General features: G+C 45.9%; 21 protein-coding genes. 7 read left to right on the forward strand and 14 right to left on the reverse strand.

The annotated features are described in order from the left end of the window. Entirely contained in the window at window positions 1-840 is an 840-nt protein-coding gene (locus tag KO537_RS17690; RefSeq protein WP_219235178.1) for a heme ABC transporter ATP-binding protein, read from the forward strand. A gap of 114 nt (window positions 841-954) precedes the next feature. Then, a complete protein-coding gene (locus KO537_RS17695) occupies window positions 955-1,299 on the forward strand; it encodes a DUF2956 domain-containing protein (protein WP_173246420.1) in 345 nt (114 codons plus the stop codon). A 46-nt stretch (window positions 1,300-1,345) separates the two neighbouring features. Here KO537_RS17695 and KO537_RS17700 read toward each other — a convergent pair whose 3' ends face one another. Together KO537_RS17700 and KO537_RS17705 are read right to left on the reverse strand one after the other, a co-directional pair. Further along, window positions 1,346-1,735, reverse strand: a complete 390-nt coding sequence (locus KO537_RS17700) for a hypothetical protein (RefSeq protein WP_251071146.1) — start codon at window positions 1,733-1,735, stop codon at window positions 1,346-1,348. 743 nt (window positions 1,736-2,478) lie between these two features. Next, window positions 2,479-4,017 carry a leucyl aminopeptidase family protein gene (locus KO537_RS17705; RefSeq protein WP_219235180.1) on the reverse strand — a complete coding sequence of 513 codons (1,539 nt, stop codon included), beginning with the start codon at window positions 4,015-4,017 and terminating at the stop codon, window positions 2,479-2,481. Between KO537_RS17705 and KO537_RS17710 the strand changes: the two genes are divergently transcribed. The 4 genes from KO537_RS17710 (at window position 4,009) to KO537_RS17725 (ending at window position 8,238) form a co-directional block, all read left to right on the forward strand. Then, on the forward strand, window positions 4,009-4,185 hold the full coding sequence (locus KO537_RS17710; RefSeq protein ID WP_158682986.1) for a hypothetical protein: 177 nt from the start codon (window positions 4,009-4,011) through the stop codon (window positions 4,183-4,185). The two genes, KO537_RS17705 and KO537_RS17710, sit on opposite strands and share 9 nt — an antisense overlap. Before the next feature lie 51 nt (window positions 4,186-4,236). Beyond that, window positions 4,237-5,697, forward strand: coding sequence for an aminoacyl-histidine dipeptidase (locus tag KO537_RS17715; protein WP_131523865.1), 1,461 nt, complete (start codon window positions 4,237-4,239; stop codon window positions 5,695-5,697). A 246-nt stretch (window positions 5,698-5,943) separates the two neighbouring features. Beyond that, a complete protein-coding gene (locus KO537_RS17720) occupies window positions 5,944-6,498 on the forward strand; it encodes a cache domain-containing protein (RefSeq protein ID WP_028761558.1) in 555 nt (184 codons plus the stop codon). 93 nt (window positions 6,499-6,591) lie between these two features. Beyond that, window positions 6,592-8,238 carry a methyl-accepting chemotaxis protein gene (locus KO537_RS17725; RefSeq protein WP_173246426.1) on the forward strand — a complete coding sequence of 549 codons (1,647 nt, stop codon included), beginning with the start codon at window positions 6,592-6,594 and terminating at the stop codon, window positions 8,236-8,238. Between the two features lie 153 nt (window positions 8,239-8,391). Here the strand turns inward: KO537_RS17725 and KO537_RS17730 are convergent, their stop codons facing one another. Beyond that, on the reverse strand, window positions 8,392-9,324 hold the full coding sequence (locus KO537_RS17730; protein WP_219235182.1) for a DMT family transporter: 933 nt from the start codon (window positions 9,322-9,324) through the stop codon (window positions 8,392-8,394). A gap of 92 nt (window positions 9,325-9,416) precedes the next feature. Between KO537_RS17730 and KO537_RS17735 the strand changes: the two genes are divergently transcribed. Then, entirely contained in the window at window positions 9,417-10,316 is a 900-nt protein-coding gene (locus KO537_RS17735; protein WP_173246432.1) for a LysR family transcriptional regulator, read from the forward strand. A 44-nt stretch (window positions 10,317-10,360) separates the two neighbouring features. Here KO537_RS17735 and dinB read toward each other — a convergent pair whose 3' ends face one another. The 11 genes from dinB to KO537_RS17790 all read right to left on the reverse strand — a co-directional run bounded on the left by dinB (window position 10,361) and on the right by KO537_RS17790 (window position 20,093). Continuing rightward, on the reverse strand, window positions 10,361-11,437 hold the full coding sequence (gene dinB / locus KO537_RS17740) for a DNA polymerase IV (protein WP_173246435.1): 1,077 nt from the start codon (window positions 11,435-11,437) through the stop codon (window positions 10,361-10,363). A 203-nt stretch (window positions 11,438-11,640) separates the two neighbouring features. Next, window positions 11,641-12,108 (reverse strand): bacterioferritin, encoded by a 468-nt coding sequence (gene bfr / locus KO537_RS17745; RefSeq protein ID WP_011918791.1) that lies wholly within the window; start codon window positions 12,106-12,108, stop codon window positions 11,641-11,643. A 9-nt stretch (window positions 12,109-12,117) separates the two neighbouring features. After that, a complete protein-coding gene (gene bfr, locus KO537_RS17750) occupies window positions 12,118-12,591 on the reverse strand; it encodes a bacterioferritin (protein WP_006080475.1) in 474 nt (157 codons plus the stop codon). 253 nt (window positions 12,592-12,844) lie between these two features. Continuing rightward, window positions 12,845-13,069 (reverse strand): (Na+)-NQR maturation NqrM, encoded by a 225-nt coding sequence (gene nqrM / locus KO537_RS17755; RefSeq protein ID WP_105250019.1) that lies wholly within the window; start codon window positions 13,067-13,069, stop codon window positions 12,845-12,847. Window positions 13,070-13,084: 15 nt separating this feature from the next. Next, complete coding sequence (locus KO537_RS17760; protein ID WP_131523870.1) at window positions 13,085-14,131, reverse strand: FAD:protein FMN transferase; 1,047 nt, start codon at window positions 14,129-14,131, stop codon at window positions 13,085-13,087. A 98-nt stretch (window positions 14,132-14,229) separates the two neighbouring features. Further along, complete coding sequence (gene nqrF / locus KO537_RS17765; RefSeq protein ID WP_028761565.1) at window positions 14,230-15,486, reverse strand: NADH:ubiquinone reductase (Na(+)-transporting) subunit F; 1,257 nt, start codon at window positions 15,484-15,486, stop codon at window positions 14,230-14,232. Between the two features lie 46 nt (window positions 15,487-15,532). After that, window positions 15,533-16,141 carry an NADH:ubiquinone reductase (Na(+)-transporting) subunit E gene (nqrE, locus tag KO537_RS17770; RefSeq protein ID WP_006080469.1) on the reverse strand — a complete coding sequence of 203 codons (609 nt, stop codon included), beginning with the start codon at window positions 16,139-16,141 and terminating at the stop codon, window positions 15,533-15,535. Window positions 16,142-16,146: 5 nt separating this feature from the next. Next, window positions 16,147-16,779 (reverse strand): NADH:ubiquinone reductase (Na(+)-transporting) subunit D, encoded by a 633-nt coding sequence (locus KO537_RS17775; RefSeq protein WP_006080467.1) that lies wholly within the window; start codon window positions 16,777-16,779, stop codon window positions 16,147-16,149. Continuing rightward, a complete protein-coding gene (locus tag KO537_RS17780; RefSeq protein WP_028761566.1) occupies window positions 16,779-17,567 on the reverse strand; it encodes a Na(+)-translocating NADH-quinone reductase subunit C in 789 nt (262 codons plus the stop codon). The genes KO537_RS17775 and KO537_RS17780 overlap by 1 nt, the downstream gene beginning before the upstream one ends. Next, window positions 17,560-18,759 (reverse strand): NADH:ubiquinone reductase (Na(+)-transporting) subunit B, encoded by a 1,200-nt coding sequence (locus KO537_RS17785; protein WP_105250021.1) that lies wholly within the window; start codon window positions 18,757-18,759, stop codon window positions 17,560-17,562. Before KO537_RS17785 ends, KO537_RS17780 begins: the two co-directional genes overlap by 8 nt. Beyond that, the gene (locus KO537_RS17790; RefSeq protein WP_028761568.1) at window positions 18,759-20,093 is read right to left on the reverse strand and encodes a Na(+)-translocating NADH-quinone reductase subunit A; all 1,335 of its coding nucleotides are present in this window, start codon (window positions 20,091-20,093) and stop codon (window positions 18,759-18,761) included. The genes KO537_RS17785 and KO537_RS17790 overlap by 1 nt, the downstream gene beginning before the upstream one ends. Window positions 20,094-20,392: the final 299 nt, after the last annotated feature.

A 20,392-nucleotide genomic window follows, 5' to 3' on the forward strand; every position in this document is an offset into this window, starting at 1 on the left:
ATGGCTGCAACATCCTTTGCAAATCAACCAACACAATCGACAACTTATTCAGCCAAGGCGCAATTTGATCGCACCCAGCTCAGCATTTGTCAGCTCGATGTCAGCATCGGTCCAAAAACCGTGCTCAGTGATATTAATGTACAGTTTCAATCGGGTGCGGTAACCGCCCTACTCGGCCCAAATGGTGCGGGTAAATCCACCCTGCTTAAAGCCCTTTGCCAAGAAATCAGCACACCAAGGCAAAGTATACGACTAGGCCATAGCCAGCTGGCGGATTGGCCTAGGAGCGAGCTGGCAAAATCCTTAGCTGTACTGCCGCAACACGCCAGCCTCACCTTTCCTTTCACTGTGTCAGAAGTCGTAGCAATGGGCTTATATCCCTTAACCATCAGTAAGATAGAAGGTGATGCGTTAGTTACCGAGCAACTGGCGCAAGTGGGCTTAACCCATCTGGCTAAGCGCAGCTATCCAACCCTCTCTGGCGGCGAGAAACAGCGAGTCCAACTCGCCAGAGTCTTAACTCAACTCAGGCAATCGCCGTTTCCGCCCGTACTATTACTGGATGAACCAACATCGGCGTTAGATCTTGCCCAGCAGCACAGAGTACTTGAATTAGCCCAAAACTTAGCTCACCAACAAGGCTACACTGTAATAGTGGTACTGCATGACTTAAACCAAGCCGCGCGCTATAGCGATCAATTAATTGTGTTAAAACAAGGGCGAATCGTCAGTGAAGGCACGCCATCCAATGCTTTGTCGGTTGATACCATTAGGGAAGTATGGGACTACGAGCCTGTATATATCCCCGCCCCACAGGGTGGACATCCACTGATTTTTTAATGGAAAGAAGATATTCATCTTACGTTTTTGAGGTCTAATGTGGGTATAATCGCTGCGTTTACACTTTAGCTATCACCTTTTAGCCACAGCCGCATTAATTTAGGCAGAGCCCAGATGAAACCCACTATCTCGACAGAAACTCAACAAGAAGCACTGGTCGCAGCCAAAGCCACCCAAAAGCCGGGCCAAACCAAAGAGCAAACTAAACTCATTGCCCAAGGGATAGAAAAAGGCATAGCTGAATATAAAAAGCTGCAAAAAGCCAAAGCTCGCGAACGGGATAAAGCACGTAAACAACAGTTGAGAGCAAAATCTCGCACAGTTAATGACACTGATGAACTAGAGGATTCAGACGCATTATTCGAATCTCAACGTCAGTTCACCACCGCGACTTGGATTGCCATAACGCTTTTACTATTAAGTTGGGTAGGGTTTGCCGCATATATCTTTGCAGATTAAAGGCTATGATTTATATATAAAAATTAAAAAATCCATATATCACTTGTTAGGCAATATCCTCTAATACCTTACACACATCATTAATTGAAAAAATATTACCGTTAAGGCTTGCTCGGTCTTTTGATATATTCAGAACGAGCCTAAATACATTGTTCGCATCAGGATAACGGGCAAGCTTTAAAATGATGTCATCACCACTTTCTTCTGCAGACCGAAAATCCCAGCCCTTCCCTGATAAATCAAAAAGCACTTCCGCCGTTTCAGTATTGATTAACACTGGCGCATAAACCCAATGCGACATTCGCATCTCACTGGGGTTGATATCCAGTGTTAACTTACCATTTTGAAAAAACAACTTAGTGTCCATAAACAGTCCCTGAGTAACAAGTATCACAAGCGATAGGCCGATAGCTTGTATATTGAACCCCATATCCATTTATTGTCCATACCACATCACTTCTAACACGAACCGTTTACGCTCATTACATCAGGCAAAACCGTTAAATACTTAAGCGAAAAAAAGACAAAAAAAAGCCTGCTCAATGAGCAGGCAAAGACATATTTCAAGCGTCCCTTTCGGGGAAGTACATTACCGCGCTAGCGGGAAAAACCTGGCATATCCATGCAAAAACATCAATATGCTACTTGAGTCTAAACACGCCAAAAAAGGCGATACAAAGGTTGATGGATGATGGAAACTAAAACTTTAAGGAGGGTTAGGCCTTAAAGCTCATGGCGAATAAACCGCCACGCAAAACATCAGTGTTAAACCAAGTGTTTTGCCAATAAATATGGTTGTTGCCTGTATAAGACATAGTCAATACTCCTAAATTAGTTGTGATTAAGTACTCTAGTGAAGCTTGGCTCGGTTCCTTGGAACTAGAGATTCTCATATCCGTTGAGACGACTTGTCACTCAGGTCCTTGGAGAAAAATATCCATCCTGGATAGACTAGAGAGGAAAGGCGTAGTGCCTAATCCACGAAAGCAATTATATGGATTTGTAGTTTTATTACAACCTTTATTTGTATTTTTTTTGATTAAGGCTTTTTAATGTAATTAAATTACACAATTATAGTGAGGTTAATGGCGACACGCTTCACAGAAAAACAGAAATAACCCTGTAACTATATAATAAATAAGATATTACAGAATTATTTCTATTTGTTACCACAAATCGTTAGCGATTGATCAGATATTGATACAAGCCCACCAGCGGACTCGCTGTAGGTTTGCCGTAGAGCGGATCACCTTCTGTTGCACTGCCTGCAATATCTAAGTGTGTGTAAGCCAAGGGAATAGGGGCATTAACCCCATGATCAAATAGTCCAGAGGCTTTCAGTAAAAACGCCGCGGGATACTGATGTCCACGGGCGGTAATCGATGATGGCGCATTATTGGAAGATAATATTTCAGCAGCGCCTGACACATCGCGGATCTTAACGAAGTCTTCAGGGCGTAATGTAGACACTTCAAAGGGTTCACCCCATTGAGTCGCTTGCTGCTGTAAAGTGACAGCGCATTGCTGTGAACTCGCCACTGAGTTTTCCACCGCCGCGGGATAGCTGCCATAACAACGTACGACATGACCTGTGAGTGTTGCTACCGAAAACATCTCAGGCTTCACCGCCGACACGGCTTTGATGCGTAAATGGCTCAGTAAATCCGCCAGCACTAAGCGTCCTTCAGCATCCGTATTACCAATCCGCACTCGCACACCCGCATGGCTCGTAATAATTTCATCGGTCACGAAGGCTTCGCTGCCTATGCTGTTACGCACTAAACCTAACTCGGCAATCACTCGAATACCTTTAGGCTTGAGCATTGACAGAGTTTTAAATAAACCCGCCACGGCAGAAGCGCCGCCTTTATCACGACTCATGCCCGCCATAGCGCCGCCGACTTTCAGATCGGCGCCGCCGGTATCGTAAATCACGCCCTTACCCGCAAACAGGAAAGTGCGAGTCACTTGACCCTCTGGCAGATACTCTAGTTTCACCACGCGAGGCTGATGACGACCGACAGCAAAAGAAGAACGCGCCACGGCGCTGAGTAGCGGATAATCACGCTCTAAAATATCTCTGTCTTCTACCACTGCGGTTTTGATCACGCTGCCCGCTAAGGATTGCAGACAATAATCGGCAAAGGCTTTAGCCGACATGCGCTCAGGTTCAGTACCACACAAATCCCGCGCTAATAGGCGGCCCGCTTCTAAGGCATTGAGCAAATTGCTGTTATGGGTTGATGAAGATAATAACCCTATGGCCTCAAATGCAGGCGTTAAGCCAGTCGCTTCACGCAGCTCTAAGGTTTGCCACAGTTCTTGACCGCAAGCTAATGCTGCGACTTCAGAGGCAAAACTAAAACGTGAGTCCTTCGATGGCACTACATATAACAACGGACGTTTTGCGCCTGCGTCTTTTGCAATGGCAATCGCCGCCCTTGCAGCATTGGCATAGACTCGCACGTCCACATACTCGTCATTCACTTGGGTGACAGGGGCAATGATCAAACGCCCTCCCGCAAGCCCTGGGGCAAACAGTAATGTTGGGCTCTTACCCACGCGCTTATCCACGTGGGCACCGTGCTGAGCCAATAAACCTATCTCATCAAAACCGATAGAATCCAGATCGGGCGTCACCACCACAACCGCATCCCAGCCTTCACCATCAAAAATGGCATTTTCTGCTTTTACATCAACGAAGTTAACTTGAAACATGACCCATCCTTTTTCATTATTGTGCCTGCATTATTCCCGCTCTATCGCTTAATTACCAATCTAAAAGTGGTACCGACACTCCCAGAAAAAATCGAACTGGAAACTTTGGCTGCCAGCTCACCAAAAGCCTGTGACGCTGAGATTATTTGGCTGCACAGAATGTGGTAGAATGGCCGCAAATTTGCCCTATACCCACAAGACCTTATGAGGGACACTCAAGTGACAGCCTTAAGTCAGTTATACCCGCAGCCATTATGGCAATGGTTCGAACAAATTTGCGCGATTCCCCATCCATCTAAGCATGAGCAAGCATTAAGCCAGCACATTCAAGCGTGGGCTAAAAGCAAACAACTTGCCGTCGTTGAGGATGCCGTTGGCAACGTGATCATCCGTAAACCTGCGACGCCGGGTATGGAAGATCGTAAAATCGTGGTTATTCAAGCCCATATCGATATGGTGCCACAAAAAAATGCCGATAAAGTGCATGATTTTACTAAAGATCCTATCGAAGCTTATGTCGATGGCGATTGGGTTAAAGCCAAGGGCACAACCTTAGGTTCAGATAACGGTATTGGCATGGCATCGGCTTTAGCCATTTTAGGCTCTGATGATATCAAGCACGGCCCATTAGAAGTGCTGCTGACGATAGATGAAGAAGCAGGCATGACAGGCGCCTTCGGTTTACAGGCGGGCATGTTAGACGCTGACATTCTGATCAATACCGACTCAGAGCAAGAAGGTGAAATCTACATGGGCTGCGCCGGCGGTGTCGATGCTCAAATCACCCTGCCTATGGTGTGGCAAGCCTCTGAGCAAAGTTACTCAGCCTTTAGCCTGCACTTATCTGGCTTAAAAGGGGGTCACTCTGGGGTGAACATTCACTTAGGTCGTGGCAATGCCAACAAGCTATTGGCGCGTTTCCTCTTTGAAAACGCAGATGATTTAGCGTTGGAGTTGACCCAATTTAGCGGCGGTTCACTGCGTAATGCGATTCCACGGGAAGCCAACATCAGCTTTATGTTGCCAGAAGAAAACGTCAGCGCCTTAAACGAAAAAGTCGCTGAGTTTGAAGCGCTTATCCGCACCGAACTCGCCATTGCCGATCCCGATATGCGTTTAGTGTTAAACACTATCCCAACGCCAAAACGTGTGATGAGCGAAAACAGCCAAAATACCCTGATCGATTTGCTGCATGTGTGCCCGAACGGCGTGATCCGCATGAGTGATGAAGTCGAAGGTGTGACTGAAACCTCGCTCAACGTTGGCGTTATCAGCACTAACGATGAAGAAGTCACTATCCTGTGCCTTATCCGCTCGCTGATCGATTCTGGCCGTACTCAAGTCGAAGGCATGTTAACTGCGCTGACCAACTTAGCCGGAGCCGATATCGATTTAAGCGGTGCTTACCCAGGCTGGAAGCCAGATAACAGCTCACCTGTAATGGCGATAGTGCGCGAAACCTATCAAGACATTTACCACAAAGAGCCAGTGATCATGGTGATCCATGCTGGTCTCGAGTGCGGCCTATTCAAGAAACCCTATCCAGACATGGACATGGTCTCGATTGGTCCCACCATTCGCTATCCACACGGTCCAGACGAAATGGTAAACATCACCACAGTAGGCCAATATTGGACATTATTATTAGCCGTACTCGAGCGCATTCCAGTCAAGGCTTAATGTTCTAACCTTACCCAAGCTCACTCAATTCAAGGCCACATCTGCTCAAGTCAGATGTGGCCTTATTTTTTACCACGGCTTCTATTTGTGTGTAGAAATGCCATCGATAAAATTTTTATGAAAGAACTGAATAACTTGAATTTTCTACTATAGTTGTTCTGTCTTACCCTAACGTATTTTTGCTTATCGCGCTTTTAGAGATAACCGCTTTCCCCTTCAATACTGTGACCTTAAGGAATAGAGATCATGAAATTTGGTAAAATCTTGTCAGCCGCCGCACTACTGCTCAGCAGTAACCTCAGTTTCGCCGAAGAAGTCCCCAAAGCCGTTATCGACCTAGCCGATTCACTGATGCCATTAGGCAGAGAAGTGGTACTGGTGAATGCCGTTAAAGCGCAAAACGCCCAAGGCAAAAGCTTAGATTCAATCAAAACATTAGATGAAAAATGGATTGCCACCGCAGGTATTGATGACTTTATGTCATCCCTGATGAACAACGAAGCGGCTAAGTTTCTCACGACCTTCGAAGCCAGCAAACCTTACTACCAAGAAATTTTCCTCATGGACAATCAAGGCGCAAACGTCGCCATGATCAGTAAAACTTCAGATTATTGGCAGGGTGATGAAGATAAATGGCAAAAATCCTTCGCCAATGGCAAAGGTGATAAACACATAGGTCCGGTCAAATTTGACGAGAGCTCCCAAGCCTATCTAGTACAAATTTCTATTCCAGTGATGGATGGCGATGCTGCAATTGGTGCTATCACGATTGGGATCAACCTAGATCAATTTGGACTCTAATTACCAGAGAACGCCAGTGATGGGCTGCACTCTTACCACAGAGGTTATTGCGGCTCTCACCTTTTCAGTGTATCAATCAAGGAGGGCGTGACTATGGAATGGTATAAAGATCTATCCGTTAATCAGAAACTGACTTATCCAAGTCTGCTACTCGCTGGCGTAGTCATCTTCGCCTCTTCAACTGGCATTTTAGGACTCAAAGCCTTAAATCACAGCGCGAATACACTCGCGCTTGAATACTTACCTAGCCAATCTGAACTACTACAAGCCGATAAAGAGCTTTATCAAGCTCAAGTGGCCGAGCGCAGCCTGATGTTTGTTAACGTGGGCACAGACTCTTACAACGACCTTTTAAAGCAGCACACTAATAGTATCTCTCTCGTTAAAGAACATATTGATAAGTTTGCCGATGTGACCACAAGTCCCCTCGCTAAAGATAAGCTCAATGAATTGAATCACAGTTTCGATATTTGGCGAGCGACAACCACAGAAATCAGTAATCAACGCACCCAAAATGGCCGTAACGGTAGAACAACGGCGATTGATCTTAGTTTCGGTCAAGCAGCAACGCAATTCGAGCAACTACACCAGAACATTAATCATTTAATCAATGATTTAAACAGTAATACTACCGCAGCGATAGCCCAAGTAGATGATGATGCCAATCATGGACAACAGATGCAGTTAATTGCCTTAGCCATCAGTCTCTTGATCTGCATACTCTTTATCGTTGCACTGCCTAAACTCATCAGCAAACCGCTGGCGGTTTTACTCGCAAAAATCCACGACATTACCGATGGTGATGGCGATTTGACCGAACGAGTCCACTTAACCTCTAAAGACGAGCTTGGTGATCTCGCCAAGGCATTCAATCATTTTCTCGATAACTTACACGGTATTATCTCGCAATTTAAACAGTCTACATCAGAGCTCAACACCGCTGCCGAAGGTCTAGCCAAAACCAGCGCATCAGCAAAACATAACTTGATGGATCAACAAGCTGCCACCCACAGAATCGCCGATGCCAGCGATCATATTGCCGCCTCAGTACAAGAAGTATCAGTCAGTGCCAGTCATGCCGCCGATGCCGCTAAACAAGCCGACGTATTTACCGCCGACGGTCAGGCAAGAGTGAAAAAAACCATCAATGTGATTCGTGAACTTGCGGGAGATGTAGGCACGGCAGAAATGCAGATCAATAAACTCGAACAGGAAGGCCAACATATTGGCCGCGTGCTTGAGGTGATTCAAGCCATTGCCGAACAGACGAATCTATTAGCCCTTAATGCTGCAATTGAAGCGGCGCGCGCGGGCGAACAAGGACGCGGCTTTGCAGTGGTTGCCGATGAAGTGCGATCCCTTGCCTCTAAGACTCACCAATCCACCGAAGAAATTAAATTAATGATCGCCAATGTGCAAAATGGCACTCAAAGCGCTGTGGCGGCGATTAATATCGGTAATGAAAAGGCTATCTCAAGCGTAGAAGCCGCCAGTAATGCCGGTGAAGCCTTAGCGCATATTGCAGAAATGGTCAGCCAAATTAGTGAGATGAATAATCAAATCGCCCTAGCAGCTAAAGCGCAAACCACTATGGCCAACGAGAGTCATCAAAATATTCAACACATTGCCGAACAGTCGGAGGAGAGTCTACGAACCACTGATGAAATCTACGCAGCAAGCGTACAACTCTCGTCAATGGCGAGTAATCTCACTGCGCTGGTCAGCCGCTTTAAACTGTAATTTGTTGAGGGTGAAAGCTTTTATATAAGTTACCTTTTGTAAATCAGTGATGTTTGAAAAGTCCCCTCTAACGAATAAGGGAGCATAAACCTGTCGCAGTGATTATCTGAATTCAGGTGCTCCCTTATATTTAAACAGCAAAGCTAGCACTGATTAGCAGCGCTTAACCACTAAGCCTCTTGCCGCGCGCAGGTTGACTAACATAGGTAACATCAACGCAAGGATCACTATCAGCATCCCTACCAACTGAATTTCCGTCACCGCCTGCCCCATGGCTAACGCCGTTAATGCTGCAAAAACGGGCACGAGATTAAAAAAGATCGATGCCTTAGCGGGGCCAAGCGCTTTAACGCCGTTAATCCAAAACAGATAACCGAGCACAGTGGCGAACAAACCTATGTAGAGCACGCTAGAAAAAGCCGTTGCCGACACTTCCATCAACTCCAGCCAAGGGTGAAACTCACCTCGGCCAAGCCCAACCACGGACATAGACACACTGGCAGCTATCATACTCAGCAAGGTAAATGGCAACACAGGCAACCAATGGCCGACCCGTTGCGAACAAATGGTATAACCACTCCACGCCAACATGCCGGCGGCAATCATCACATCACCTTGGTTAAAACTAAAGTTGAGCAACTGCTGAACACTACCGTTGGTGATCACTAGCAGTACGCCCGCCAATCCACCCACTAAGCTAAACACTTGTTGTCTGCTGAGCCATTCACGCTGTAATAGCGCATTGACGATTGAAGTCACCAGCGGGCTGAGCGCCATAATCAAGGCACCATTGGCAGCAGAGGTATGCTGCAGGCCATTAAATAACGCCAGATTTAAGCCGCCCACACCAATCACACCCACTAACGCTATGACAATATATTGCACCAAACTCAATTTGGGCCAAACCTGACGAGTAAAAACGATATATAACGCTAGAGTCACAGCCGCAATGGTAAAACGCCAGAAGACGAGGGATTCTCCTGACATCTCCTCCAGCACTCGCTTAGCAATCGGAAACACACTGCCCCAGCTAAAAACGCAAATCAGTAGACAAACGAATGTCATGTAAGGTGTATGGGATTTCATATCGGCCTCTAGGGAGGTAATTGGGATTGAGCTTAGTTTATAAGTTTCATATATTATTAAAACACACAATATTGAGAGCTTAAATTCCAAATATGAAACTTAATTATTCCTTAGACGATATGCGCTTATTTTGGGTGGTGGCACAGCAAGGGAGTTTTAAGCTCGCGGCGCAGCATTTAGGCATTCCACCTTCAACCTTAAGCCGTCGAATCAATCTGTTAGAACAATCCTTAGGTCTGCGTTTACTGCACAGAGACGCCCATAAAGTCAACCTTACCGCCACAGGTCAGCGGTATCTCGAACGCTGCGGCCCGCTGTTTATCGAGTTAAACCAGGTATCTGGTGAGTTGCATGCGGATAAACATCAAGCGGTTGGCAAATTGCGGATCTCGGCGCCCATCAATACAACCTATCGCTGGCTAGGTGAATCACTCAACGCCTTCCAACGGCATTATCCCAATATTGATATCGATTTAAGTCTGTCGAACATGAATATCGATGTCAGTGAAAACGCCATCGATATCGCCTTTCGAGTGGGCGAACCTAAAGATCCCGATTGGATTGCAAGGCCACTTACCACGATTAGCTTTGTACTTTGCACCAGCACATCGGCAACGCAGTGGCATGCGCTGCAATCCATTGAAGAGCTGGATCAGCATCCGGTTATCATCGCCAAGCCCACAAAAACGTGGCGTTTACAGCACAATAGCACAGGGCAAAATGTCGAGTTTGAACCAAGGGGGAATATCAAACTAGCCGTCGATGATATGGCGATTGCCTGTCAGGCCGTGGTGGCGGGGCTTGGGATTGGACTCATACCCATCAGCATGGCGAGTGAACAGATACGAAGTGGCAAACTCATTCAAATACTGCCCGAGTGGCAAGGTATTCCGCGCACCGCCTACTTGATGTATCGCGATCGAGACAACCTGCCCTTACGGGTCAGACTGTTAATTGATTTTATGTTGGCGAATCCACCCGAGGCTTATTGAGCCAATGCAGGCATGAGTCTGCGGCTTATCGGCACCATAAACGGCTAGAGTGCTAAATCCAGCTGAGTCTGGCCGTTTAAGCTTGTGGCGACGACAAGAGTAGAATCGGTAAGGCCGACCGAAATACCCAATAGACGAATGCCACGGCCTTCTTGCCTTTCCATAGCCTGTGCGAGTAGCTCATAGAACATTACAATCGAGACTTCATCGCTGCGGTGCTCAATTGTAGTCTGCTTGAAATCGTTAAACTTAAGTTTGACCACCTGTTTATGTATTTTGCGTTCCTTAGCACTGCGACTTAAACGCAACGACAGTTCTTGGATCAAACTCGGCATCACCTGCTGGCACTGCTCTAAGCTATAAATATCCTTTGCTAACGTGGTTTCAACACCCACTGATTTGCGCTCTCTGTCGGCAGAAATACCCCGTTCATCTATGCCTTGGGAACGCTCAATCAACACGCCACCAAACTTACCGAATCGCGCTAAGAGCTCAGGTTTAGAATAAGCTTGCACATCACCACAGGTATTGAGCCCGAGCAAAGAGAGCTTTTCGGCGGTGACTTTACCAACACCGGGAATTTTACGCAGCGATAAGGTCTTAACAAACTCAGAAAGCGTCTCTGGCGTAATGACATATTGGCCGTTTGGCTTGTTCAGATCCGAGGCGACCTTAGCTAAAAATTTTACTGGCGCGATACCCGCCGATGCGGTTAAACCCGTTTCGGCTAAGATATCGCGACGAATGGCCTGCGCAATCAAGGTCGCAGAGCCCTTATATTGTTGGCACTCACTCACATCCAAATAAGCTTCATCTAAGGAAAGCGGCTCAATTAATTGGGTATATCTGGAAAATATTTCACGAATTTGTAGCGACACTTCTTTGTAAACCTGCATCCGGCCTGGTACTAAAATCAGCTCAGGGCACAACTTAAAGGCATAAGCCGTTGCCATTGCTGAACGTACACCGAATTTACGTGCCTCGTAACTACAAGTACTGATAACACCGCGACGGTCGCTACTGCCACCCACAGCTAAAGGCTTGCCACGGTACTCAGGAAAGTCGCGCATTTCCACAGCAGCAAAATAGCAGTCCATATCGATATGAATAATTTTTCGCACGTTGAATTCCTCCAACGCCAAAATACTGTATATAAAAACAGTAATCAAGTGTTCCTGATAGATTTGGGGCCAATAAGATGTGGCCTAGCGCTAGAAAAGAGAACAAGACAAGTGTGAGGAACAACAGACATGCTTAATAACTGAGTTTCCTAGGCCATTACACTCAGTGGCCTAGGTATTTACTCAACCTAACAATCTAAGGCTCACATCTTAGTTTGCAGGTAGTTTTGCAATCCAACACGATCAATAAGCCCAAGTTGTTTTTCGAGCCAATACATATGGTCAGACTCTGTATCGTCGAGTAATACTTCAAGGATTTCACGGGTCTGGTAATCTTGCTTCTGCTCACACAGTGCAATCACTTTGCGCAAATCGTCCGCGACCTTGTATTCGTAGGCGAGATCATTACGTAGCATCTCTTCTACATCTTTACCTATGTTCAATGCCTCACGGGCGGCAACATTGGGTGTACCTTCGAGGAATAAAATGCGCTGCACTAATTTGGCTGCATGGGCTTTCTCATCATCTGACTCATGGGCGATACGCTCATAGAGTTCATTCAGGCCCCAATCTTCATACATATGGGCATGGACAAAATACTGATCCATTGCCGAGAGTTCTCCCGTTAGGAGTCGATTTAACGCATCGATGACGTCTTTATCGCCTTTCATATCTTGCTCCTATTGGTCGCTAATTTGCGATTGTAGATAATTTTGAATACCGGTTAGCGTAATGAGCTCTTGCTGCGACTCGAGCCAATCTAAGTGCTCTTCTTCGTCTTCGAGAATATCTTCCAGCAGATCGCGGCTCACATAGTCCTGTTCGGCTTCACACAAGCTGATCGCATCACGCAGCAATGTAAGCTGCTCTTGCACCATGGCCAGATCGCAGTCGAGCATCTCTTGGCTATGTTCACCAATGCGAAGTTTTTCGAGTTGTTGCAGATTAGGCAGACCTTCCAAAAACAGCACTCGCTCGATGAGCTTATCGGCGTGCTTCATATCTTGGATGGATTTTTTGTATTCGACGTGGTTTAACTTCTCTAAGCCCCAATGTTTAAACATGCGGGCATGGAGGAAATATTGATTGATGGCGGTCAACTCACAGGTAAGCACCCGATTCAGTTGCCCAACCACTTTAGGATGACCTTTCATAAGTTACTATCCTTGGTAAGCGTGAAAAGATTGATCTAAATCAAGCTTCTAGCCTAGTACAATTTATCGACCAACTCAAATTATCTTTATATTTCACTCACTTAATGATGAAAAGCATTCTCATTCCTGCTTAGATTAACTTGCTATCCCACTCTAATCCCAAGGATAAATCTCAAATGATTAACCCGTGTAAGAAAATACGAGGCAAAAAAATAGCCCCCTAAATCGGAGGCTATGATCGAATCAAGACTATTTAGATAATGCGGTCTTTCGTTAACTTTTCACGACGCGCTTCTTCAGCGGCCATACGACGTTTACGTTTGTCACAAGGGTCATCACAATCACACGCTTTCTCAATCCCTAGAACACCTAAACCGCCACAACTTCCTTCAACGGCTTTGCGCTTGATGAGATAACCAATCGACATGAGCAAAAAGAAGACTAACAAGATCACAAATGCCGCAATAAAAGAGGTCATGGTTTACTCCAAAAACTAAATAAGGAAAGGCTTGAAGGCGTCGCTGTAATAGACCTTAAATCCGTCGCCTTGCTTTTCGATTAGCATTATCGCCAAGTGTTCCTTCTTGGCAAGCTCCAATGATGCTTCTGTGCCCAAAACCATCATGGCCGTCGCAAAACCGTCGGCCGTCATACAATTTTGATGCAATACCGTCACGGATGCTAACTTATGATTTATCGGCAAACCAGTACGCGGATCGATTATATGCGTAAAACGTTGGCCGTCTTCTTCATAATAATTACGATAATCACCAGAGGTCGCCATCGCCATAGTACCAGGTGCGATAACCTGTTGTACGGCTTCAGAGCCATCATTGGTCGGTTGCTCTATAGCAACACGCCAAGAGCTTCCATCACCTTTGGCACCTTTGATACTCAGTTCGCCACCGATTTCAACTAAATACCCTGTCGCGTGGTATTTATCAAGAATGGAAGCGATCTTATCAACCCCAAATCCCTTCGCGATTGATGATAAGTCTACATATAAATGGGTGTTGTGCTTACTTAGACGATTGCCTTCAATGGAAAGTTCACTAATCCCTGTTTTGGCTTTAGCCGCATCAATATCAGCCTGTGTCGGAACTTTCGTTGGACGCTTATCAGGTCCAAAACCCCACAGATTAACTAAAGGACCTAAGGTAATATCAAGTGCCTTATCCGTCACTTGATATAAACGTATTCCCTCTTGCACCACTTTTATGGTATCCGGTGAGACTTCAACGCTTTGCTCCAATGGCAATTGGTTGAAACGGGATAATTCTGAATTAGGCCGATAGGTCGACATCTGGTCATTGACTAGCTCAAGGGCTAAATCAATTTCCGCTTGAAGTAACTGCGCCGTCGGCATCTGCTCATTCGGGACGACTTTAATGTGATAAGTCGTGCCCATAGTGCTGCCGGCCAACGAAATGACTTCGTTTTGCTTTGAACAGGCTGAAACAAAAAAGGCCAGTCCCACGAGGACTAGCCAGTTAAATGAATGCTTTAGTGCTGAGGTATTGATCTTTAAGGTCTGAAACATAGTGACCTACTACTCTTATTTGGGCCCTTAAATGCAAAAGTTGCAGATGAAAGGTTAACCTCAACATCTGCAACTTTTCTATCTAGGACTAATGAACATTAGCCGCCGAAGTCATCCAACAGGATATTTTCGTCTTCGACACCAAGATTTTTCAACATACCAATGACGGCAGCGTTCATCATTGGAGGTCCACACATGTAGAACTCACAATCTTCTGGAGCATCATGGTTTTTCAGATAGTTTTCATACAATACGTTATGAATAAAACCTGTGTAACCATCCCAGTTGTCCTCTGGTTGAGGATCTGAAAGTGCCACATGCCATACGAAGTTATCATTCTCAGCCGCTAGGCCGTCGAAATCTTCTACGTAGAACATTTCACGCTTAGAACGTGCACCGTACCAGAAGCTCATCTTACGTTTAGACTGAAGACGCTTCAGTTGGTCGAAGATATGTGAACGCATTGGCGCCATACCCGCACCACCGCCGATAAACACCATTTCTGCATCGGTATCTTTCGCGAAGAATTCACCGAATGGACCAGATATAGTGACTTTATCACCCGCTTTTAAGCTCCAAATGTAAGATGACATCTTACCGCAAGGCAGTGTCAAGTTACGTGGTGGAGGCGTAGCAATACGCACGTTCAGCATAATAATACCGAACTCTTCTGGGTAGTTAGCCATTGAGTATGCACGGATAGTTTCTTCATCAACCTTAGATTCAAGATTGAAGAAACCGAAGTGTTCCCAGTCGCCACGGTATTGTGCAGGTACATCAAAATCTGCATATTTAATATGATGAGCTGGTGCTTCGATTTGAATATAACCGCCAGCACGGAATGGTACAGACTCGCCATCAGGAATTTGCAGCTTCAGTTCTTTAATGAAAGTGGCTTTGTTATCGTTAGAGATAACTTCACATTCCCATTTCTTGATACCGAAGATTTCTTCGTCAAGCTCGATTTCCATATCGTTCTTAACGTTAACCTGACAAGAAAGACGACAACCTTTACGGGCATCACCTTTGCTGATGTGGTCAAGTTCCGTTGGCAGAATATCGCCGCCGCCAGACTTAATCACCACGCGACATTGGCCACATGAGCCACCGCCACCACACGCACTCGATACGAAGATACCGCTGTTAGCCAAAACGCCTAACAACTTACCGCCCGCACCGGTTGTAATCGCTTTTTCAGGATCGTCATTAATGCCGATCGTGATGTCACCACTAGCCACTAACTTAGACTTAGCGAATAAAATCACTAATACCAAGATGAGGACAATAGCAGTAAACATACTCACACCGAGGTAAACCTCGAGCGGAGTAGATTTAAAAATACCAAGAATATCCATTAACTTATCCTTAGAAGGTCCAATTCAAGAAGCCGTTATGTGTCTCTTACAGAGACACACCTGAAAACGACATGAAACCTAAGGCCATCAAACCAGCGGTGATAAAGGTAATCCCTAAACCACGTAGGCCGTTAGGCACGTCGGCATACTTCAGCTTCTCACGGATACCGGCCATCAATACGATAGCTAATGCCCAACCCACTCCTGAGCCGAAACCAAACACCACACTCTCACCCAGCTTGTAGTCACGCTCAACCATGAATGATACCGCACCGAAAATCGCGCAGTTCACTGTGATCAAAGGTAAGAAAATACCTAATGCGTTGTACAAAGGTGGAAAGTACTTGTCCAGTGCCATTTCCAGAATTTGAACCAAAGCCGCAATCACACCGATAAAGGTAATGAATTTCAAGAAGCTTAAGTCAGCTTCAGGTGCGCCAGCCCAAGCAAGTGCACCAGGAGCTAGCAGCCCTTGATAGATAACTTGGTTTGCTGGGACAGAGATAGTTAACACTACAACTACCGCAATCCCTAGGCCCATGGCTGTAGTGACTTTCTTAGACACAGCCAAGAAAGTACACATACCTAGGAAGAAGGCCAGTGCCATGTTTTCAATGAAAACAGAGCGAATTAACAGGCTAATATAATGTTCCATCGCACTTACCCTTTTGCTTCAACTTGCTCTGGCTTATAGGTACGAATAATCCAAATCAAAACACCGATCAGGAAGAACGCACTCGGAGGCAGTAGTAGCAGACCGTTTGGTTGGTACCAGCCGCCATCAGAGATCTTGTGCAGGATTTCAACACCGAACAGAGAACCGTTACCAAACAGTTCACGTACGAAGCCAACAGCTAACAGAATTGCACCGTAACCTAAACCGTTACCTATACCATCCATAAAGCTCATCATTGGCGGTGTTTTCATCGCGTAGGCTTCGGCACGACCCATTACGATACAGTTCGTAATAATCAGACCGACGAATACCGACAGCTGCTTAGAGATCTGATAAGCATAAGCCTGCAGCAATTGGTCAACCACGATTACCAAAGAGGCAATAATGGTCATCTGTACGATAATACGCACACTGCTTGGAATATGATTACGGATCATTGAGATAAACAGGTTCGAAAACGCAGTTACCGCAGTTAACGCCAACGCCATTACCAGTGCAGTTTCGAGCTTGCTCGTTACCGCTAATGCACTACATACACCAAGTACTTGTAAAGCAATCGGGTTGTTGTTGACTATAGGTCCGGTCAGAACCTGTTTCAGTTCTTTAGCGTCAGACATTAGTTGAGACCTCCATTGCGTGCTTTTTCAATGAAACTCGCAAAACCTTCTTTACCCAACCAGAATGTCAGTGAATGTTGTACACCGTTACTCGTTAAGGTTGCGCCAGATAATGCATCTACACCGTACTCAGTGCTAGCAACAGTTGGGTTTTTCGTTACGCTGATAGCGAGTTTACCTTGCTCATCAAATAACTTTTTGCCATGCCATTTCGCTTTCCACTGAGCATTTTGCACTTCGCCACCTAAGCCCGGCGTTTCGCCGTGCTCGTAGTAGACTAAACTTTGCACTGTGTTTAGGTCAGCATCCATAGCAAGGAAGGCATACATAGTAGACCATAGGCCATAACCATGGATTGGCAGAATGACACTGGTTAATTTACCTTGGCCGTCACGAACAAGATAAACCACAGCCTTATCAGCGACACGTTTCACTGAAGCGATGTCATTCTCAGGTACAAATGAGGTTTTCACATCACGAGAAGCTTTACGTTGATCATAAGTGTCAGCATCAACACCCTCAACCCAAGCACCCGTTTTCAAATCGACCAGTTTAGCTTCGATGTGTTTGCCGTATGTATCCAGAATTTGCGCTTTGGTCACTTTGCCAGCTTTAGTATCGATAAGACCAGCGGCTTCCAGAATGTACTTTTGCTTATCAAGCAGTTTATTTTCTGCTTGAGTCGGTCTCAGTAACACTGCTGCAGTAGACACAAATATCGCACAAATTAGACACAGGCCAACGACGATAAATAAGGTTCTGCCGAACGAATCTTTATTACTAGCCACGGGCAATCCTCCGCTTGATATTTGCCTGAACCACGAAGTGGTCGAACAATGGCGCGAACAAGTTAGCAAACAAAATTGCCAACATCATGCCTTCAGGGAATGCAGGGTTAATCACGCGGATAAACACAGCCATTGCACCGATCAAGATACCGTATGCCCATTTAGCTTGGTTAGTAAATGACGCTGACACTGGGTCTGTCGCCATAAACATCATGCCAAACGCAAAACCACCTAACACTAAGTGCCAGTACCAAGGCATTGCAAACATTGGATTAGTGTCGCTACCGACAACGTTAAGCAGCGTAGAAATGGCAATCATGCCCACCATTACACCACCAACGATGCGCCATGAAGCGATACGCGTGTAGATGATGACCAAACCACCTAACAGAATCGCTAATGTAGACACTTCACCCACTGAACCAGGAATGAAACCGAAGAACGCATCCCACCAGTTTTGGTTAATTGCGTAATCTAAAGTGCCAGACGCCGCTTGGCTCAGTGCAGTTGCACCTGAGTAACCGTCAGCCACAACCCATGAGGTATCACCTGACATGTTCAACGGATAAGCGAAGAACAAGAAGGCACGACCCGCTAGTGCTGGGTTTAAGAAGTTACGCCCTGTACCACCGAACACTTCTTTCGCCACGACCACACCGAAGGTGATACCCAGCGCCACCATCCATAATGGGATAGTTGCTGGCAGCGTTAAAGCGAACAGGATAGAGGTAACGAAGAAACCTTCGTTGACTTCATGACCACGGATAGAGGCAAACAGCACTTCCCAGATACCACCGACGGCAAAGGTCACCGCGTAGATAGGTAGGAAGAAACAGGCGCCATACCACATCAGCGCAGGCCAGCCAGAGTTTGCCGTCAGTTCGGTACCGAACATGCTGAACAAACTCACTTGCCATACGTCAGGGGTAGCAAAACCAGCAACTAAAGCTAATTGAGCTTGTAAACCTACGTTGTACATACCCACGAACATCGCAGGGAAAGCACAAGCCCAAACCGTAATCATCATACGTTTTAGGTCGAGGTTATCGCGAACGTGGGTTTTGCCCTTGTTCACTTTACCTGGGGTATAAAAAATCGTGTATGCCGCTTCGAATAGGGCATAAAACTTTTCGTATTTACCGCCTTTTTCAAAGTCGGGTTCAATACGTTCGAAAAAATCTTTCAAGCTCATTAGCCTTCCCTCTCGATCGTATCTAGACAGTCACGCAGATATGAACCGTAGTCATACTTGCCTGGACATACGAACGTACACAGTGCGAGATCTTCTTCATCTAACTCTAACGCGCCTAACGTAGCAGCACCGTCAAAGTCACCTGAAATCAAGTCACGCAACAACATAGTAGGAAGAATGTCCAATGGCATTACACGCTCATAGTTACCAATTGGCACCATAGCGCGGTCTGAACCACCTGTACTGGTCGTCATGCTGAACAGACGAGAAGGAGCAAGATGTCCTAAGAATGCACGAGTGATAGAATATTTGTCTGAGCCTGGTAATACCCAGCCTAAAAATTCTTTCTCTGTACCTTCTTCTAACAGACTTACTTGAACATGGTAACGACCTAAATACCCTTGTGGGCCAACGGCTGTACGACCATTCAGAACAGAGCCTGAAATCAGACGAACATTGCCATCTAAGGCTTCACCTGCGGTTAATTCAGTCATGCTCGCGCCCACAACAGTGCGTACGAGTCTTGGCTTAGCCGCTTTAGGGCCTGCGATCGCAATAACACGTTCGGTATTGAGTTCACCCGTCGTAAATAGCTGACCAATTGCTATTACATCTTGGTAACCAATATGCCAAACGGTACGTTTTGCAGAGGCAGACAATAAGAAGTGAATGTGAGTACCGACTAATCCTGCAGGGTGCACACCGGCAAATTCTTCAACTTGGGCGTTTGCGGCAGGAATATCAGCGCCAGGCGCTTTACAAAGGTAAACTTTACCGTCAGTAAGTCTTGCTAAGACCTTAAGACCATTAGCAAAATCTTCTTTATGCTCACGGATCACCACAACGGGATCAGCGGCAAGAGGTTGAGTATCTATTGCGGTTACAAAAATACCAGCAGCAGAAGAGTCTACAGCAGGAACTTTGCTAAAAGGACGAGTACGCAAAGCAGTCCATAAACCTGATTCAATCAGATTGTCACGGACTAACTGCGAGTCGAGCGTATCGAGTGCAGTGGCATCATATTTAGCAAAGGCAACGCTGTCGTTTCCTTCCACTTCAATGACAACAGACTGCAGAACACGCTGGGCGCCCCGGTTAATGTCTAATATAGTACCACTGGCTAAAGCCGTATATTTAACGCCTAAATTCTTCTTATCTTCAAAAAGAACTTGGCCTTTTTGTACTTTATCGCCCACTTTGATCTTCATCGTTGGACGTAAGCCAATATACTCTTCACCCAAAGTAGCTACATGTTTAATGGCTGGGCCATTATGGATAACTTGCTCTGGTCCGCCTGCTATAGGCAGTTCCAATCCTTTCTTAATTGTAATCATATCCACAAGCACTACGTTTGAAGGAAAGACAATGCGCCGCGTTCCTGCTAAATACTTAGGTTTTAAACAAAACCTACTGCATTGAGCTAGCGCAGATTTATCACAGAAATGCGATCGCAATCACGCTGGTCGCGCGCATTTTACCCCAATTGACTTGGCATCGCCACGAAAATTATAGGTGATTTCAAACCTAAAATACGGATTGAAAAGAATCATGCGCTACGGCGTTCACCTTCCGACCTAGTGACTGATCAGAAAGAGAGAATATTACGGCCACTGGGTACTATAGCATTAATAAT

Source organism: Shewanella sp. NKUCC01_JLK (genome assembly GCF_019345615.1).
GTDB classification, from domain to species: Bacteria; Pseudomonadota; Gammaproteobacteria; order Enterobacterales; family Shewanellaceae; genus Shewanella; species Shewanella oncorhynchi.

Excerpts from the sequence above, each read along its gene's own strand:
- bfr (WP_006080475.1), bottom strand. The coding sequence starts at position 12,591 with ATGAAAGGTCATCCTAAAGTGGTTGGGCAACTGAATCGGGTGCTTACC.
- bfr (WP_011918791.1), bottom strand. The coding sequence starts at position 12,108 with ATGAAAGGCGATAAAGACGTCATCGATGCGTTAAATCGACTCCTAACG.
- KO537_RS17700 (WP_251071146.1), bottom strand. The coding sequence starts at position 1,735 with ATGGATATGGGGTTCAATATACAAGCTATCGGCCTATCGCTTGTGATA.
- KO537_RS17775 (WP_006080467.1), bottom strand. The coding sequence starts at position 16,779 with ATGTCTGACGCTAAAGAACTGAAACAGGTTCTGACCGGACCTATAGTC.
- KO537_RS17730 (WP_219235182.1), bottom strand. The coding sequence starts at position 9,324 with ATGAAATCCCATACACCTTACATGACATTCGTTTGTCTACTGATTTGC.
- nqrE (WP_006080469.1), bottom strand. The coding sequence starts at position 16,141 with ATGGAACATTATATTAGCCTGTTAATTCGCTCTGTTTTCATTGAAAAC.
- KO537_RS17690 (WP_219235178.1), top strand. The coding sequence starts at position 1 with ATGGCTGCAACATCCTTTGCAAATCAACCAACACAATCGACAACTTAT.
- KO537_RS17790 (WP_028761568.1), bottom strand. The coding sequence starts at position 20,093 with ATGATTACAATTAAGAAAGGATTGGAACTGCCTATAGCAGGCGGACCA.
- KO537_RS17720 (WP_028761558.1), top strand. The coding sequence starts at position 5,944 with ATGAAATTTGGTAAAATCTTGTCAGCCGCCGCACTACTGCTCAGCAGT.
- KO537_RS17725 (WP_173246426.1), top strand. The coding sequence starts at position 6,592 with ATGGAATGGTATAAAGATCTATCCGTTAATCAGAAACTGACTTATCCA.
- nqrF (WP_028761565.1), bottom strand. The coding sequence starts at position 15,486 with ATGGATATTCTTGGTATTTTTAAATCTACTCCGCTCGAGGTTTACCTC.
- KO537_RS17785 (WP_105250021.1), bottom strand. The coding sequence starts at position 18,759 with ATGAGCTTGAAAGATTTTTTCGAACGTATTGAACCCGACTTTGAAAAA.
- KO537_RS17705 (WP_219235180.1), bottom strand. The coding sequence starts at position 4,017 with ATGTTTCAAGTTAACTTCGTTGATGTAAAAGCAGAAAATGCCATTTTT.
- KO537_RS17760 (WP_131523870.1), bottom strand. The coding sequence starts at position 14,131 with ATGTTTCAGACCTTAAAGATCAATACCTCAGCACTAAAGCATTCATTT.
- nqrM (WP_105250019.1), bottom strand. The coding sequence starts at position 13,069 with ATGACCTCTTTTATTGCGGCATTTGTGATCTTGTTAGTCTTCTTTTTG.
- KO537_RS17695 (WP_173246420.1), top strand. The coding sequence starts at position 955 with ATGAAACCCACTATCTCGACAGAAACTCAACAAGAAGCACTGGTCGCA.
- KO537_RS17735 (WP_173246432.1), top strand. The coding sequence starts at position 9,417 with ATGAAACTTAATTATTCCTTAGACGATATGCGCTTATTTTGGGTGGTG.